The following is a 14,558-nucleotide window of genomic DNA, read 5'->3' on the forward strand; positions in this document are numbered from 1 at the left end:
ATGAAGAAACGTCTTCTAATATTCGACATTACTTCTGATTTCTACCTCAACCCCCATTTCCGTGAGGCTGCGGTAAAAATTTTTCTGTATATTGGTATCTAAAAAAACAGAAGAAAACGTAGTACTTAGACTGTCTCTATACGAGCATGTACACAGCTGCAAACCTCCGGTACTAACAAATACATTAATGCGGCGAACATAAGGTTTTAACGGTTCCGGCAATCGGACATTTCCGACATTTGAATATACCGTAGTCTCTTCTAAATCAGACAATTTTCTAGCAATACGTAAAATCCATCCTTTCATAAATAAAGGAATAAGCCTTAAAGCTTTATGATTTTCGTAAGCCATTAATCGGCTCAATCGCTGATTTAATTTCTTTTCAGTCAATTCTTCCGCGAAACCCATTTTAGTCATTCTAATCAGATCTTCAATTTGATCTCCATCTTTGGACACATTATAGGTCACTCTGATATTTCCAAAGAAGTTTCTGGCGGTATCTGACGGGAAATATTTTCTCAAGTCTACAGGCACTGTCAATACAATAGGCTTGTCTTCTTTCGACCGGTGTCTTTCTTTATGAATCGCTTTTATTAACAAGGCGGCTAAAAATACAGTTAGGGTTGCATCATATTTTTTGGCGAGTGTTAAGACCGCTTGACAGGACATGATGCCTTCTATCATCTGATAATTGCCGCTATAAGTCTTTTCTCCTTTAATCCGGTAGGCCTTTAAATGCTTTAAAGATCGAGTACGCTTCTCTACACCATAATATTTTCGGAAACTATCTTCCGTACGACCCGAAAAAGAAGCATTATACGGTTTTACATAAAAAATTTCATTATCAAGTTCAGGATGTAACAGGCTGAAATAATAACAGATTAGAGTCTTTAGAAAATGTAAAACGCCGGTGCCGTCTGAAAGAGCATGATATACCTCAAGATTCATTCTATTTTCGTAAAATGAGACATCGAAAAGTAATCCGTGCATATTTCTATTATAAATCGGACTGCAGATCCCTCTATTTTCTTTATGTACAGTCGGTCTTAAAGGACTGCTTTCAAGATAATACCAGAATAAGCCGCTTCTCAATACACTTAAAAAATGTGGAAATTCTTCTATCGTAAGATTTAAGGCTTTTTGAAGGGTATCTGCTTCTACCGGCTCAAATAATTCACAAGAAAAACGAAATACACTCGTATTTCGTTTTCCGCTTGTAGCCGCAAAAATTTTACCCGCATTATCCAGTTTTAACCAATCTAAAGTCTGTCCTTTATACATGTCCTTCACTTTCATTTAAAAAACGATTTATCAAATCATACGTTTTTTTCACATGTACATACCGAGGTCCTAAATACATATATCCATGTAAAGCATCCTGCATTCGATAAATCTCTACTTCATTCCCTGCCTCTATTAATTTCTTCCCGTATTCTTCACCCTCATCCCGCAATGGGTCAAATTCCGCCGATATGATGAGGGTTCTAGGCTGGTTGCTGAAATCGTCTGCCATTAACGGTGCAAAATAAGGATTGAACAAATCTCTATCCGTACTTTTATAAAGCGTCATATAATCGCATATCTTTTTGGCGGTCAAAATGTATCCGGTTCCGTTCTCCCTAATTGAATCAAAAGGTGAGGATGGACTATGGTCAAAATAAGTTGCCGGATACAGCAATATTTGTACCTCCACATTAAATTCCCCTTTGTCTCTTGCTTTTAAGGCAACAGCTGCTGCTAAATTTCCGCCTGCACTGTCTCCCATAAGAATAATCTTCCCTGGCAAATTTCCAATCTCCGCTTGAATTTGATGTACCTGTTTTGCCACGGCGTAACAATCCTCAAAGCCTTGCGGAAAAGGATGTTCCGGTGCAAGCCGGTATTCAACGGAAATCAATTTGCTCTTTGTGTATGTCGATAAGTTTTTGCAAATATTATTGTAGCTATCAATATTTTCAGTTACCCATCCGCCGCCATGAAAAAATACAATCGTATGCTTTGGAATGTCTTCTTTCGGAGTAAAAACCCGAGTTAATATCTCTCTTTTTCCTTCAAAAACTTTTTGATCCCAGCTTCTGTAGAGAGGGGTCAGTAAAGGTGCTTTTAACTTTTTTAAAGAACGTTCCAGTCGATATCTTTTCTTCACATCATAGCTCGGATGAGAGATGGCTTTTAAAATAGCCCTCTCAAATTTATTAATCGGCATGATTTTCCCCTTTTGATTTTCATTCGATAATAACTTCGTTCATGCTTCCGGTTCGATATCCTTGTAAATCCAAAGATATATATTGAAACCCCAATTCTTTTAACCTATTATTGACCAATTCCCGCATTTCTTTATTCAGAAATCGATCCAATTCAAAAGAATCTGTTTCTATTCTAGCTATATTATGGTGGAGCCTCACCCTCACCTGACGAAATCCTAAATCAAGTAAAAATTGCTCCGCCTTTCCTACTATTTGTAATTTTTCTCGGGTGATCTTCTCCCCATAAACAAATCTTGATGCCAAACAGGCAAAAGAAGGTTTTTCCCATGTAGGCAAACCTAATTTCTTGGATAACTCGCGAATTTCTTCTTTATATAGTCCAACTTGCCGTAATGGACTTTTTATTTCCAATTCGGCAATCGCCTTCATTCCCGGACGATAATCGCCGTTGTCATCCATATTGGAACCTTCTGCTACATATAGTGCCCCATTTTCTTTTGCCAATTTCTTAATTTGTGAAAAAATAGTTTTCTTGCAAAGATAACAGCGATTTTCGGGATTGTTTGCAAATCCTTCAATCTCAAATTCATCCACATCAAATACGATCTGTTTCATATGATATTTTTTAGCAAAATCAAGAGCTTCCTTATGCTCTCTTTCAGGAAATAAATCAGAATTTGCTGTGATTGCAATTGCCCGGTTCCCTAGTGCTTCTTTTGCTGCAAAAAGTAGGAAAGTTGAATCTACACCTCCTGAGAAAGCAATTGCTGCACTTTTTAGTCCGCTTAAGTAATCCTTTAATCTCTCGTATTTTTCTTCCAAATTGCTTCCTCCAAATGGATTCATCCTAACAAAAGCAAATAATGTTGATTTATAGGATAATCTTTTTAATCAAGAGCAGTTTTTCCGGTTCAGCAGCACTGAACGCAAATGCTTTTTCCGCTTCTTCCACGCTGTGTGCCACTTTTTCGGAATCAGTTCCATATACCGTGGCAAGAACTTCCCCCTTTATCACTTTATCCCCAACCTTTTTATGCAGATAAATTCCGGCGGACAAATCAATTTGATCTTCTTTTGTTGCTCTTCCTGCTCCTGCATGCTGTGAAGCAAGCCCAATTATTCTGGCTGCGATCTTATCCACATAGCCGTCTTGTTCACTGATAATGTCCTGTTTGTAAGTATACTGCGGAAATAGGCTGTAATCATTCACTACCTTTGAATCCCCGCCTTGACCTTCAATGAATTGAATTAATTTTTCCAGAGCTTCACCATTTTGAAGAACTTTTTCCGCCATCTGATAACCTTCTTCACAGCTGACCGCCTTGCCTCCTGCAAAAATCATTATTCCTGCTAAAGTTAGGGACAGTTCTGTGATATCTTCAGGTCCGTTTCCTTTTAAGGTCTCAATGGCTTCAATGACCTCCAGACTGTTGCCCACCGCTTTTCCTAACGGCTGGTTCATATCGGTAACGACTGCAATGGTTTTCTTTCCATCTGCGTTTCCGAGATCAACCATCCATTGTGCAAGCTCACAAGCATCCTCAAAGGTTTGCATAAAGGCTCCATCTCCGCATTTTACGTCTAACACGATTGCGTCACTGCCCGAGGCAAGTTTCTTACTCATGATGCTGGCAGAAATCAAGCTCATATTATCTACTGTAGAGGTTACATCACGAAGAGCGTAAATCTTTTTATCTGCCGGTGCGATATGTGCAGTCTGTCCGATGACGGATATTCCTGTCTTATTGACTAAATTGATAAATTTCTCTGCCTCAATAGTAGTTTGAAAGCCCGGTATGGCTTCCATCTTATCTACAGTACCTCCCGTAAAGCCCAGTCCTCTGCCGCTCATCTTAGCAATCGGGACGCCGCACGCAGCCGCAATCGGCGCTACTATCAACGTGGTCTTATCGCCTACGCCTCCGGTACTGTGCTTATCGACCTTTATCCCCTGTATCTGAGAAAGATTTACTACATCACCGGAGAGCTTCATCGCATTGGTCAGCTGATAGGTCTCTTCCTGATCCATTTTCTGAAAAAAGATGGCCATCAGCAGTGCGGACATTTGATAATCAGGAATTTTTCCTTCTGTATATCCTTTTACAAAATAGTCGATTTCTTCTTTGGCTAGCTTTCCGCCTTCTCTTTTTTTATAGATGATATCGTTCATATTCATAGGCTGTTCCTCCTTTATCTTACATGCTCGACCAATTCATCATAGCACTATGATTTTAGAATGTCCTTTAGGAAGCTCTCTCCAATTTCTGTTTTCTCAGCTCCCAATATGTCAACAATAGTCGCGCCGATATCTGCAAAGGATTCTCGAACGCCTAAATCTGTTCCTTGTTTAATTTCTTTGCCAAAAATCACAACAGGAATATGTTCTCTCGTATGATCCCAACCGGAATGGGTCGGATCGTTCCCGTGATCCGCACATAGAATTAACACATCTTCATCGCTCATTGCATCCATCATTTCAGGAAGCCTTGTGTCAAATTCTTCAATGGCTTTTCCATATCCGATCGGGTCTCTTCGATGTCCGAACTTGGAATCAAAATCCACAAGGTTTGTGAAAATAAATCCTTCAAAATCTTGTTTCAAGGCATCGATCGTTTTATCCACGCCATCCATGTTATTATCTGTATGCACTGAAGTCGTTACACCTTTTCCGTTAAAAATATCACTGATTTTGCCGATCGCATAAACCGTTTTTCCGGTTGCTGAAACTTTATCCAAAACTGTTTTTCCGGTTGGAGAGACAGCATAATCTTTTCGTTCGGAGGTTCGAACCCGTTTTCCGTTTTCCATAACATATGGTCTGGCGATCACTCTTCCGCAAGCAACATCTCCGACTAACATTTTTCGTGCGATTTCACAAATTTCATACAACCGCTCCAGCGGAATTACGGCTGTATTGGCAGCAATTTGAAACACACTGTCTGCAGAGGTATAAACAATCGGCTTACCTGTAGCTTCATGCTCCGGTCCGAGTTCCTCAATAATTTCGGTTCCGGAAGCCGCATAATTTCCAAGAGTCTCCACCCCGATGGCTTCCTCGTAAGCCTTCATAAAATCTACAGGAAATCCATCCGGATATGTTTTAAATGGTATTTCGGTGTACAATCCCGCTATTTCCCAATGTCCGGTGATGGTATCCTTACCCTTTGATTTTTCCTTACATTTTCCAAAAGAGCCGATCGGATTTTCTGTAATCAATCGGCCTCCTGCAGCTCCTACAATATTACCAAATCCCAACTTTCTTAGATTAGGAATGTGAAATTCTCCCATGCGGTCTATAATGTGCCCCAAGGTATCTGCACCACGATCCCCATAAATTTCGGCATCCGCCAATTCTCCGACTCCTAAACTATCCATTACGATCAATGTTACTCTTTTCATTTTTTTCATCCCCCTTAAATATTATAAAATCTGAAGTGGTTTGCATTCCAAATAATCCAATGATGTCAAATGGTATTGTACACCATTGAATATTGATTTGATTCCGTTTTTAAATCCATCTCGACCATGAAGATGTCCGTAAACTACAGTCTGTACACCGTACTTTGTGAACAGCTCCGTAAACCCTGAGGCTTGGAGTTTATCGTTTGTAGGCGGATAATGCAGCATCCCGATCATCTTCTCGAATCCCGCTTTTTTTGCAGCGGAAAGAGAAAATTCCAATCGAAGCAACTCTCTTTCATAAATCTTTTTATCATGGGGGCCAAAGTCATCACTGCCCGGACAAGTCCAGCCTCTGCTCCCGCAAATGGCGATGTCACCCGCAGCATAATAATCATTTTGCAAAAAAGTAATATCTTCAAACAATTTATTCAGCCGACCGATTCCGGCCCACCAAAGGTCATGATTCCCTTTTGAAATAATTTTCTTCCCCGGCAGACTATGTATCCACGTCAAATCTGCCATCGCCTCATCCATTTTTAAGGCCCATGAAATATCACCCGCTATAAGTACCAAATCATCTTCCGTAATGGTACTTTGCCAATATTCCTTTAATCGGCTCGTATGGTTCAGCCATAAATCCCCATAGATATCCATCGGCTTTTCAACCGTATCTCCAAACGACAAATGCAAATCTGCAATAGCAAAAATCCTCATGTATATTTATTCCTCATCATTTATGTCATAATCAGTAATTTTAAAATCATCCAGTTCTAAAATTTCTCTGCTTTCCGGTTCCGGTAAAGTAGCTACTCCTCGCAGCTTTCTCTGAATGCTTCTTGTTCTGGTTCCAATTAACTTGTCCAATGCCTCATTTGCCTGCGTAATTCGCTGCTGCGTAGTTGCCAGCACATCACCAAACTTATCAAACTCCGTCTTTACGGCTCCAAGCACATCCCACACTTCACTGGAATGTTTTTGAATAGCCAACGTCTTAAAACCCATTTGTAAACTATTTAATAGGGCTGCCATTGTCGTAGGTCCTGCAATATTAATCTTAAATTCTCTTTGCAGCACTTCCACTAAGCCTCTTCGAACCACTTCCGCATATAAGCCTTCAAACGGCAAAAACATAATCGCAAAGTCCGTCGTGTTTGGTGGTTCCACATATTTTTCATGAATGTCTTTGGCCGCCTTTTTAATGGCTTTTTCCAGGTTCTTCACTGCTTCTTCAATGTCAGTAGGATTGCCCGCTTCATAGGCATCAACAAGTTTCGAATAGGTATCGCCTGGGAATTTAGCATCAATCGGAAGGTAAACGACGCCATCATCATCTCCCGGAAGCTTGATTGCAAATTCTACTCGTTCCGCGCTATGCGGCTTTGTGTTAATATTTTCGGCATATTGTTCAGGGGATAAGATCTGTTCCAAAATAGCACCAAGTTGTATTTCTCCCAAAATCCCTCTAGTCTTAACATTGGACAGCACTTTTTTCAGATCGCCAACACCTGAAGCAAGTGTTTGCATTTCGCCCAGCCCGCGATAAACCTGTTCCAGTCTCTCACTCACCAGTTTAAAAGATTGACTGATTCGATCTTCCAACGTTTTTTGCAATTTTTCATCTACTGTCTGACGCATTTGATCCAGCTGCTTGCTATTGTCCTCCTGCAATGCCGAAATTCTGGTCTCCATCGTTTTCCGGATATGTTCCAGTTTTTGTTCATTTTGCATCATCATATCATTAAATTGACGGTTTAATTCCGCGAGTCTCTTATCTTGAACCTCCGCGGAATCCTTCTGATTGGAGGCAAGCATTTCGCCCAAGGCACCAAAACTCGTTTGAACAAATTGAAGCGTTTCCTGTCGGGAAGATTTTATTTCATTATTTAGTTCTTGTTTCGTTTCTTTAACGTCTTTCTCCAGTGATATGGCAAGTTGAATTTCTTGATTCTGAATGTTTTTCAATTCCGCGATCAGGTCTTCGTTTCCACGACTTTTTAAATCACTTAATTGCCTTTTCAATGAAAAAATCAAACCCAAAGCGATTATTATTAAAATGACAATCAGCATGAAAAGCATTGTTTCTATTGTTCCCATAAAATCTATTCCTCTATTCTGTAACGTCTTTGTTCTGCATATATTTAACATGGTAATTATACCATACAAGCTGCGTCGCCGCATGATTCAATGAACATTTCCTTACAGCAACGTCCCTTTTAGGGACTCCTACGCAAGCTGCGCTTGCTACGCTGTCCGTTTTGCCTTGCCAAGCAAGCTTGGGACAAAAAGGCAACGTCCCTTTTAGGGACTCCTACGCAAGCTGCGCTTGCTACGCTGTCCGTTTTGCCTTGCCAAGCAAGCTTGGGGCAAAAAGGCAACGTCCCTTTTAGGGACTCCTACGCAAGCTGCGCTTGCTACGCTGTCCGTTTTGCCTTGCCAAGCAAGCTTGGGGCAAAAAGGCAACGCCGGATTCAACGGATGTGTTCAGTATAGCACAATTTATGGGAGTTTAAAAAGATAAAAATGAGTATAAGCTATGACACTATGTCACTGATCCAATATATCTTATTTGGAGAATTCGGTCTTTTAACAACGGTTCCGTCTTTCCTCTTTAAAATCTTATTTCCGATTATAACATCCTTCTACCTGTTACAAGCTTTTTTAATAGAGTCTAATTTCTTGGATATGCTTTCCTCCCGTCTCGATAAACCTCTTGGCAAAATCGGACTCTCCAGCAACTCTATTCTTTCTTTTTTTCTTGGATTTGGCTGCATTACAGTGGCATTAGGATCGCTTCAATTAGTCAAGCTTCAAAAAAGGGAACGACGAATTGCCGAAGCACTTTTGTGCATCACGATCCCTTGCTCTGCACAGCTGGTCATCAATACGATCTTAGTATTTAAAGTAAGTCCTCATTATCTCCTAGTTTATATACTGATGATCCTTTTTCTATCTCTATTGATAGGCTGGCTGCTCAATTTTCTTTTTATGCCCGGCAAACAAGCAGAGCGGTCCTTTCATAAACGTGTTCGTCTTCAATTCCCTAATACGTTTCTTCTGATAAAGAATTCTTTTTTGTTAGGCGTTCGTTTTTTAAAGGAGACAGCAATTCCTTTTGCTATAGGAAATGTAATTATATCTGTGCTAAGTTTCTTTGGGTTTATTAAGGCTCTTTGTCAGCTGACTTCACCGCTCATTTGCAATTTTCTACATTTGCCGGAAGAAGCCGCTACTATTTTTATACTTAGTATTATCAAAAAAGATTTGGGTGCTGCGAGTCTGCTGGCTATTTTTGAAAATGGCGTGTTTACTCCTGCCCAAATATTTACTTGTATCGTAATGCTTACGCTATTTGTTCCATGTCTGGCCTCCATGATTGTCCTTTTCAAATACGAGAAATTTTTATTTTCCATGAACATTTGGTTCAGTAGTTTAATACTTTCCATTCTAGTAGGAAAAGGATTATCTCTATTGTTGATGTTGCCATAAATAGGTTATAGTGTTATTATTAAAAGAGTAAATTTTATTTAAAGGGAGAGTTATTATGTACGAGAATTTGAAATTTGAAGTAAAGGAAAACATAGCGTATATTACGATTAACAGGCCAAAAGCAATGAATGCTTTGAATGTTGAAGTATTAAACGAATTATATGAAGCATTTACAGAAGTAGAAAAGAATGGAGAAATCCGGGCTGCAATCGTTACCGGTGAAGGAAAAGCATTCGTAGCTGGTGCAGATATTGCCCAAATGCATGCCATCGACCCTATCGGCGGAAGAACGATGATAGCAACCGGCCATAAAGTGATGAACTACATCGAAGCGATTGAAAAACCGGTTATTGCTGCTATCAACGGATTTGCTTTAGGCGGTGGCTGTGAACTTGCGATGGCTTGTGACATTCGAGTAGCTTCCGAAAAAGCAAAGTTTGGACAACCTGAGGTAAACTTAGGAATTATTCCAGGTTTTGGCGGTACTCAAAGACTGCCAAGATTAGTAGGTAAAAGTATGGCTAAGTATTTGATCATGACAGCAGATATGATTAATGCTGAAGAAGCGTACAGAATTGGCCTTGTCGAAAAAGTAGTTCCTGCAGAAGAACTAATTGACGCTGCTGAAAAAATTGCCAAGACAATTTTGGCTAAAGCTCCTATTGCCATTGCTATCACTAAGACTACCATCAACAACGGATACAATATGGACATGAGAGCCGGAAGTGCTTTAGAAGTAGAAGCATTCACAGCTTCTTTCGCATCACAGGATAAAACAGAAGGAATGAGCGCATTCTTAGAAAAAAGAACACCAAACTTCCAAAATAAATAAGAGCTTACCTTCGTCTATATCGCAAGCGATATTTCCTACATTATAAAAAATAGAAGCCTAGTTCAATCATGAACTAGGCTTTTTTTTATGCTTTCTTTTCTATTGGTTTCAGTTCCGGTATTTTATCTTCCTTTACTAATTCGGCAAAGGATGTCGCCAGACCAGCAATTCCCTGTATCTCAGAAGGAATGATAATCTTTGTTGCCCTACCATTTGCTGCTGCTGCAAAGGCTTCCATGCTCTTAAGCGCAAGAACCTCTTTATTGGGCTGGGATTCAACTAACATCTTAATACCATCAGCAGTCGCCTTTTGAACCATTAAGATAGCCTCTGCTTCACCTTCTGCAGATCTGATAGCTGCCTGTTTCTGCGCCTCAGCTTCAAGAATAACTGCTTCCTTATGACCTTCTGCAATAAGGATTGCGGAATTCTTTTCACCCTCTGCTCTAATGATAGCCTCTCTTCTTTCTCTTTCTGCTCTCATTTGCTTTTCCATAGCCACTTGAATGTCTCTAGGCGGAACAATATTCTTAACCTCTACTCTGTTGATTTTGATACCCCAAGCGTCTGTTGCTTCGTCAAGAACTACTCGGATCTTTGTATTTATAAGTTCACGGCTCGTAAGCGTCCCATCAAGTTCCAACTCACCAATTATATTTCTAAGTGTTGTAGCGGTAAGATTTTCAATAGCCGCCATAGGATTTTCTGCTCCATAAGTATACAGCTTTGGATCTGTGATCTGGAAATATAAAACTGTATCTATTTCCATAGTAACATTGTCCTTTGTGATAACCGGTTGCGGTGGGAAGTCAATAACGTGCTCCTTTAAAGAAACCTTTTTTGAAATCTTATCAATTAGAGGAATCTTAAAGTGAAGACCTACCTCCCATGTTGCATTATATGCACCAAGCCGTTCAACAACGTACGCTCTCGCCTGAGGAACGACTCTAATATTTGTTACTAATAAAACGATCACAATTAACAGTAATATGATTCCTGAAATAAATTCAAACATACTAATTATTCTCCTCTCTCATTTGTGCTGTGCTTTTCCGCTTCTTACTGTTCCGGAACAACTACCAGCTTAACCCCTTCGATTTTTACAGCAACCACTTTTGACCCTTTTTCAATAGTTATGCTCCTATCCTCTGCAATCGCTGTCCATTCTTTCCCTTCCAACTTAACCTGTCCGGTTGAAAACGGCTGAATTGTCTGTGTAACAAACCCTATTTTCCCGATAAGGGCTTCTGCATTTGTTTTTTCCGAGCCAACTTTTAATTTTTTCTGTGCAATTGGCCTGGTAAAATATAGCAATACAAACGATACGATAAGGAACATTGCTACTTGTACACCGATAGGTGCATTCACCATAGCCAATAAGGAGGCTACTACAGCACCTCCGCAAAACCAAATCGTCGTCAGTCCCATCGTAAACGCTTCAATAATCGCAAATATCAAAGCTAAAATTACCCACACGATCGATGGATTGAATGAAGTAATTAAATCTCCTATTGATACTATTGTCATTTCTTTCCCCCTTTCGAAGATACTTCATCTTCTTAGTATATCATAAACATAAATATTGGAAATATTATCTTTATATTACAGATAGTCACCTTTTTTTGTCACAAAACCTCTGCGAGGCGTTTATAGCCCCCATTCGCTCACGGTTTAAATCGTCGCTTTTTATGGAAATCAATATCGTAAACGATATTTTCTATATAATATATAATAACAATAAAAGGAACCCTCTACAAGTTCCTTTTATTTCTGATAACTTATTTATTGATAAATATAAGCCCACCTATACAAAGAGCGATTCCAATCACCTGATTCATAGAGATATGTTCTTTATATACCAACACGCCTACAATGATCAACACGACGGCCAAGACGATGTTACATACCAGAGAACCGATGCTGATATTCCATCCGACTCTATAGAGTAATAGAAATCCAAATTCCAGCCCAACAATCGAAAATCCCAACAGCAAAGAAGCCCAATTTAATTCTTTTACTTCAATTAAAATATTTTTGTTTTGACTTGTCACTAAGAATATAATGAAAGAGATAAAAGCGGCCGTCAAGTATGTTACTATCAAACTGGCAAACGCATTTACTCCTTGAGGTACTGCCTTTGCGCAAATATGATACAGCGTGTTTGCGGCCACAACAACAATAATCGGTACGTAATAATTCAGCATAAAATCCTCCAAGAAAAATCTATCAATGATGCGTTCATTCTATCTATTATAATACGGTTTACAGCTATTTACAATTATCAGCATTAGCCCATTAACAGCCCTATGAAATTACAAGCAAGCTTTGCCCCATAAAAAATGATTACAATCCCGCAGGTTAGATTAATCATCCGAAGAACCCTATTCGTTATTTGTGCACGAAATATGGAGATGATCAACGCAATTCCTAGAAACCATATAAATGAAGCAGAAGCCACACCAAAAATAAAACTGCCATCTTGACCGTTCGGTAACGTTGCTTTAAAGGCGCCGAGCATCATACTGCCATCGATTAGCGCTTGCGGATTAAACCAAGTCACAATACAAGCGGTTGAGACTACTTTATACAGCGGTACATTCACATTCGCAGTTGCACCGAATGTAGATTTCGCTCTTATTAAACCGATTCCTATATAAATGACAAGTATACTTCCGATCAGAAGTATCAGCATCTCCAGCCTCTTTGACTGCTCCATGACCGCACCAACTCCGAAATAACAAGCCAGCGCTAAACTCACATCAAAGAAGATAACAATAAAGGCTGTCATCAGCGTTCTATTTTTACTTTGCGTTAACGCCGTATTAATCACAAATAAGTTCTGTAATCCGATAGGTGCTACGTAAGCCAGCCCCATGGATAATCCTTGCAAATAATAAATCATTTTTTACCCTTTCCAGCATCTTTTTATCCCAACCAAGTTTATTTTTTATAGTATTAATATATGGGAGTTTAGAGCATTTGTACCCATCCAAGCATTGACATTTTATGCAACCAAGTTTACAGTAAATATATCACGATGAAAGGAAAAAACTTATGACAGGCTTAAATGAATTAAATTCTTTTGTTGACATAGACTGGCAGCCCGATAAAACCGCAGCAACGCCTATATACAAGCAAATCATCGAGTATATAAGCAGTAAGGTATCCTCAGGGGATTGGGTTGTCGGTAAAAAATTGCCTTCTCAGAGAAAACTGGCTGAGATCTTCAAGGTAAACCGCAGTACTATCGTTGCGGCTATGGATGAATTAATTTCTTATGGCATGCTTGAAAGCGAATTTGGAGGGGGTACAAAAGTCGCAAGTAATACTTGGTCGATATTGATGGCTGCCCCTCCTGATTGGAATAAATATATTCATTCCGGCTCCTTCAAATCAAACCTGCCTACCATTCAGACCATTAATAAGTTGGAATTCGAATCCAGCTATATCCGTATCGGGACAGGAGAACTTTCTCCGGAGTTATTCCCGCATCAACTGATGAATAAAGTTTTTCGGAAGCTTCCTTCTAAAATTCCGTCATTAAATTATCTGGGTTCCCTTGGACTGCCTGAGTTGAGAAACAGTTTGTCAAAACGTTTAGCAAAACAAGGTATTGATGCCCCTCCGTCTACTATATTAATTACCTCCGGTGCTTTACAGGGACTTCAGCTCATTTCTGTGTGCATGTTAAACCCCGGTTCCACCATCTTTACGGAAGCACCTACTTATTTAAAATCTTTACAAGTATTTCAATCAGCCGGAATGAAGCTCTCAGGAGTTCCGATGGATGGTCAGGGGATAATGTATTGGCAGATAAAAAAAGTCTTGCATGGTTCCTTGCTGTATACCATTCCTACCCATCAAAACCCGACTGGTATTGTTATGCCGGAAGAACGCCGTAAAAGCTTATTTGATTTTTGCAGGGTGAATCGGCTGCCCATGATTGAAGATAACGCGTATGGAGAGTTATGGTTTGACCAAGAGCCTCCAGCACCTATAAAAGCAATGGATAAAAACGGTATGATATTATATTTAGGTACCATCTCTAAGACCTTTGCCCCCGGTCTTCGGATCGGTTGGCTCATTGGGCCCGAATCCGTAGTCGATCGGATTGGTGATGTAAAAATGCAAGTGGATTATGGAGCCAGTTCTGTTTCTCAATGGGCACTGACGGAATTTTTTGAAAGCGGTTATTACGATGATTATATTCTGGATTTAAAGAAGGAACTTCGATCAAGACGAGATTTAGCGATTGATGTTCTAAACAGGTATTTAAGCGATTTAGCAGATTGGAACGTTCCGAACGGAGGATTTTATATTTGGCTGCGCTTTAGAAAAGTGATTTCCATTGATCGGTTGTTTCAGAAAGCCCTGGAAAATAAGATTCTCCTAAACCCGGGCAATGTGTATGATTTCGCAACCAGCAATTCTTTACGGCTTTCCTATGCCTATGCTTCTCCTGCTGATTTTGAAAAAGCTATAAAAATAGTAGCCGATTTAGTAACCTCGCTCATGACCTAAAATAAAATTTATTTTAAACGATGGCAAAAGGGTTGTCCAGATAAATACACAATCTATTTCAAGACAACCCCTTTTATCAGGCTTTATTTTATTTGGTTTGCTTCACTCTG

14 protein-coding genes are annotated in these 14,558 nt (G+C 39.6%); 3 read left to right on the plus strand and 11 right to left on the minus strand.

Annotated features, from left to right (window positions below; all coding sequences use genetic code 11):
• Nucleotides 1-15: 15 nt before the first annotated feature.
• Genes JYB65_RS05075 through JYB65_RS05105 form a run of 7 tightly spaced genes read right to left on the minus strand, consistent with a single transcriptional unit; the run spans nt 16 to nt 7,703 of the window.
• Nucleotides 16-1,281 carry a hypothetical protein gene (locus JYB65_RS05075; protein ID WP_206581506.1) on the minus strand — a complete coding sequence of 422 codons (1,266 nt, stop codon included), beginning with the start codon at nt 1,279-1,281 and terminating at the stop codon, nt 16-18.
• Nucleotides 1,274-2,206, minus strand: a complete 933-nt coding sequence (locus JYB65_RS05080) for an alpha/beta hydrolase (RefSeq protein ID WP_206581507.1) — start codon at nt 2,204-2,206, stop codon at nt 1,274-1,276. Before JYB65_RS05080 ends, JYB65_RS05075 begins: the two co-directional genes overlap by 8 nt.
• A 19-nt stretch (nt 2,207-2,225) precedes the next feature.
• Nucleotides 2,226-3,029 carry an ATP-dependent sacrificial sulfur transferase LarE gene (gene larE / locus JYB65_RS05085; RefSeq protein ID WP_483413776.1) on the minus strand — a complete coding sequence of 268 codons (804 nt, stop codon included), beginning with the start codon at nt 3,027-3,029 and terminating at the stop codon, nt 2,226-2,228.
• Nucleotides 3,030-3,078: 49 nt separating this feature from the next.
• Nucleotides 3,079-4,383, minus strand: a complete 1,305-nt coding sequence (locus tag JYB65_RS05090) for a pyrimidine-nucleoside phosphorylase (RefSeq protein ID WP_206581509.1) — start codon at nt 4,381-4,383, stop codon at nt 3,079-3,081.
• Nucleotides 4,384-4,430: 47 nt separating this feature from the next.
• Nucleotides 4,431-5,606, minus strand: coding sequence for a phosphopentomutase (locus tag JYB65_RS05095; protein ID WP_206581510.1), 1,176 nt, complete (start codon nt 5,604-5,606; stop codon nt 4,431-4,433).
• Between the two features lie 21 nt (nt 5,607-5,627).
• Nucleotides 5,628-6,323, minus strand: a complete 696-nt coding sequence (locus JYB65_RS05100) for a metallophosphoesterase (protein ID WP_206581511.1) — start codon at nt 6,321-6,323, stop codon at nt 5,628-5,630.
• A 6-nt stretch (nt 6,324-6,329) separates the two neighbouring features.
• Nucleotides 6,330-7,703 carry a DNA recombination protein RmuC gene (locus JYB65_RS05105; RefSeq protein ID WP_245156574.1) on the minus strand — a complete coding sequence of 458 codons (1,374 nt, stop codon included), beginning with the start codon at nt 7,701-7,703 and terminating at the stop codon, nt 6,330-6,332.
• Nucleotides 7,704-8,129: 426 nt separating this feature from the next.
• Between JYB65_RS05105 and JYB65_RS05110 the strand changes: the two genes are divergently transcribed.
• Nucleotides 8,130-9,095, plus strand: coding sequence for a nucleoside recognition domain-containing protein (locus tag JYB65_RS05110; protein WP_206581512.1), 966 nt, complete (start codon nt 8,130-8,132; stop codon nt 9,093-9,095).
• 52 nt (nt 9,096-9,147) lie between these two features.
• Nucleotides 9,148-9,927, plus strand: a complete 780-nt coding sequence (locus JYB65_RS05115; protein WP_342366631.1) for an enoyl-CoA hydratase-related protein — start codon at nt 9,148-9,150, stop codon at nt 9,925-9,927.
• Nucleotides 9,928-10,012: 85 nt separating this feature from the next.
• Here the strand turns inward: JYB65_RS05115 and JYB65_RS05120 are convergent, their stop codons facing one another.
• The 4 genes from JYB65_RS05120 to JYB65_RS05135 all read right to left on the minus strand — a co-directional run bounded on the left by JYB65_RS05120 (nt 10,013) and on the right by JYB65_RS05135 (nt 12,829).
• Nucleotides 10,013-10,942 carry an SPFH domain-containing protein gene (locus tag JYB65_RS05120; RefSeq protein ID WP_206581514.1) on the minus strand — a complete coding sequence of 310 codons (930 nt, stop codon included), beginning with the start codon at nt 10,940-10,942 and terminating at the stop codon, nt 10,013-10,015.
• 44 nt (nt 10,943-10,986) lie between these two features.
• On the minus strand, nt 10,987-11,454 hold the full coding sequence (locus JYB65_RS05125; RefSeq protein ID WP_206581515.1) for an NfeD family protein: 468 nt from the start codon (nt 11,452-11,454) through the stop codon (nt 10,987-10,989).
• 251 nt (nt 11,455-11,705) lie between these two features.
• Complete coding sequence (locus JYB65_RS05130; protein ID WP_206581516.1) at nt 11,706-12,131, minus strand: EamA family transporter; 426 nt, start codon at nt 12,129-12,131, stop codon at nt 11,706-11,708.
• Between the two features lie 83 nt (nt 12,132-12,214).
• On the minus strand, nt 12,215-12,829 hold the full coding sequence (locus JYB65_RS05135) for a LysE/ArgO family amino acid transporter (RefSeq protein WP_206581517.1): 615 nt from the start codon (nt 12,827-12,829) through the stop codon (nt 12,215-12,217).
• A gap of 152 nt (nt 12,830-12,981) precedes the next feature.
• On the opposite strand from JYB65_RS05135, the gene JYB65_RS05140 reads away from it, so the two are divergent.
• Nucleotides 12,982-14,448, plus strand: coding sequence for an aminotransferase-like domain-containing protein (locus JYB65_RS05140; protein ID WP_206581518.1), 1,467 nt, complete (start codon nt 12,982-12,984; stop codon nt 14,446-14,448).
• Nucleotides 14,449-14,558 lie beyond the last annotated feature (110 nt).

The organism is Clostridium aminobutyricum (assembly GCF_017255415.1).
Classification (GTDB): domain Bacteria; phylum Bacillota; class Clostridia; order Peptostreptococcales; family Anaerovoracaceae; genus Aminipila; species Aminipila aminobutyrica.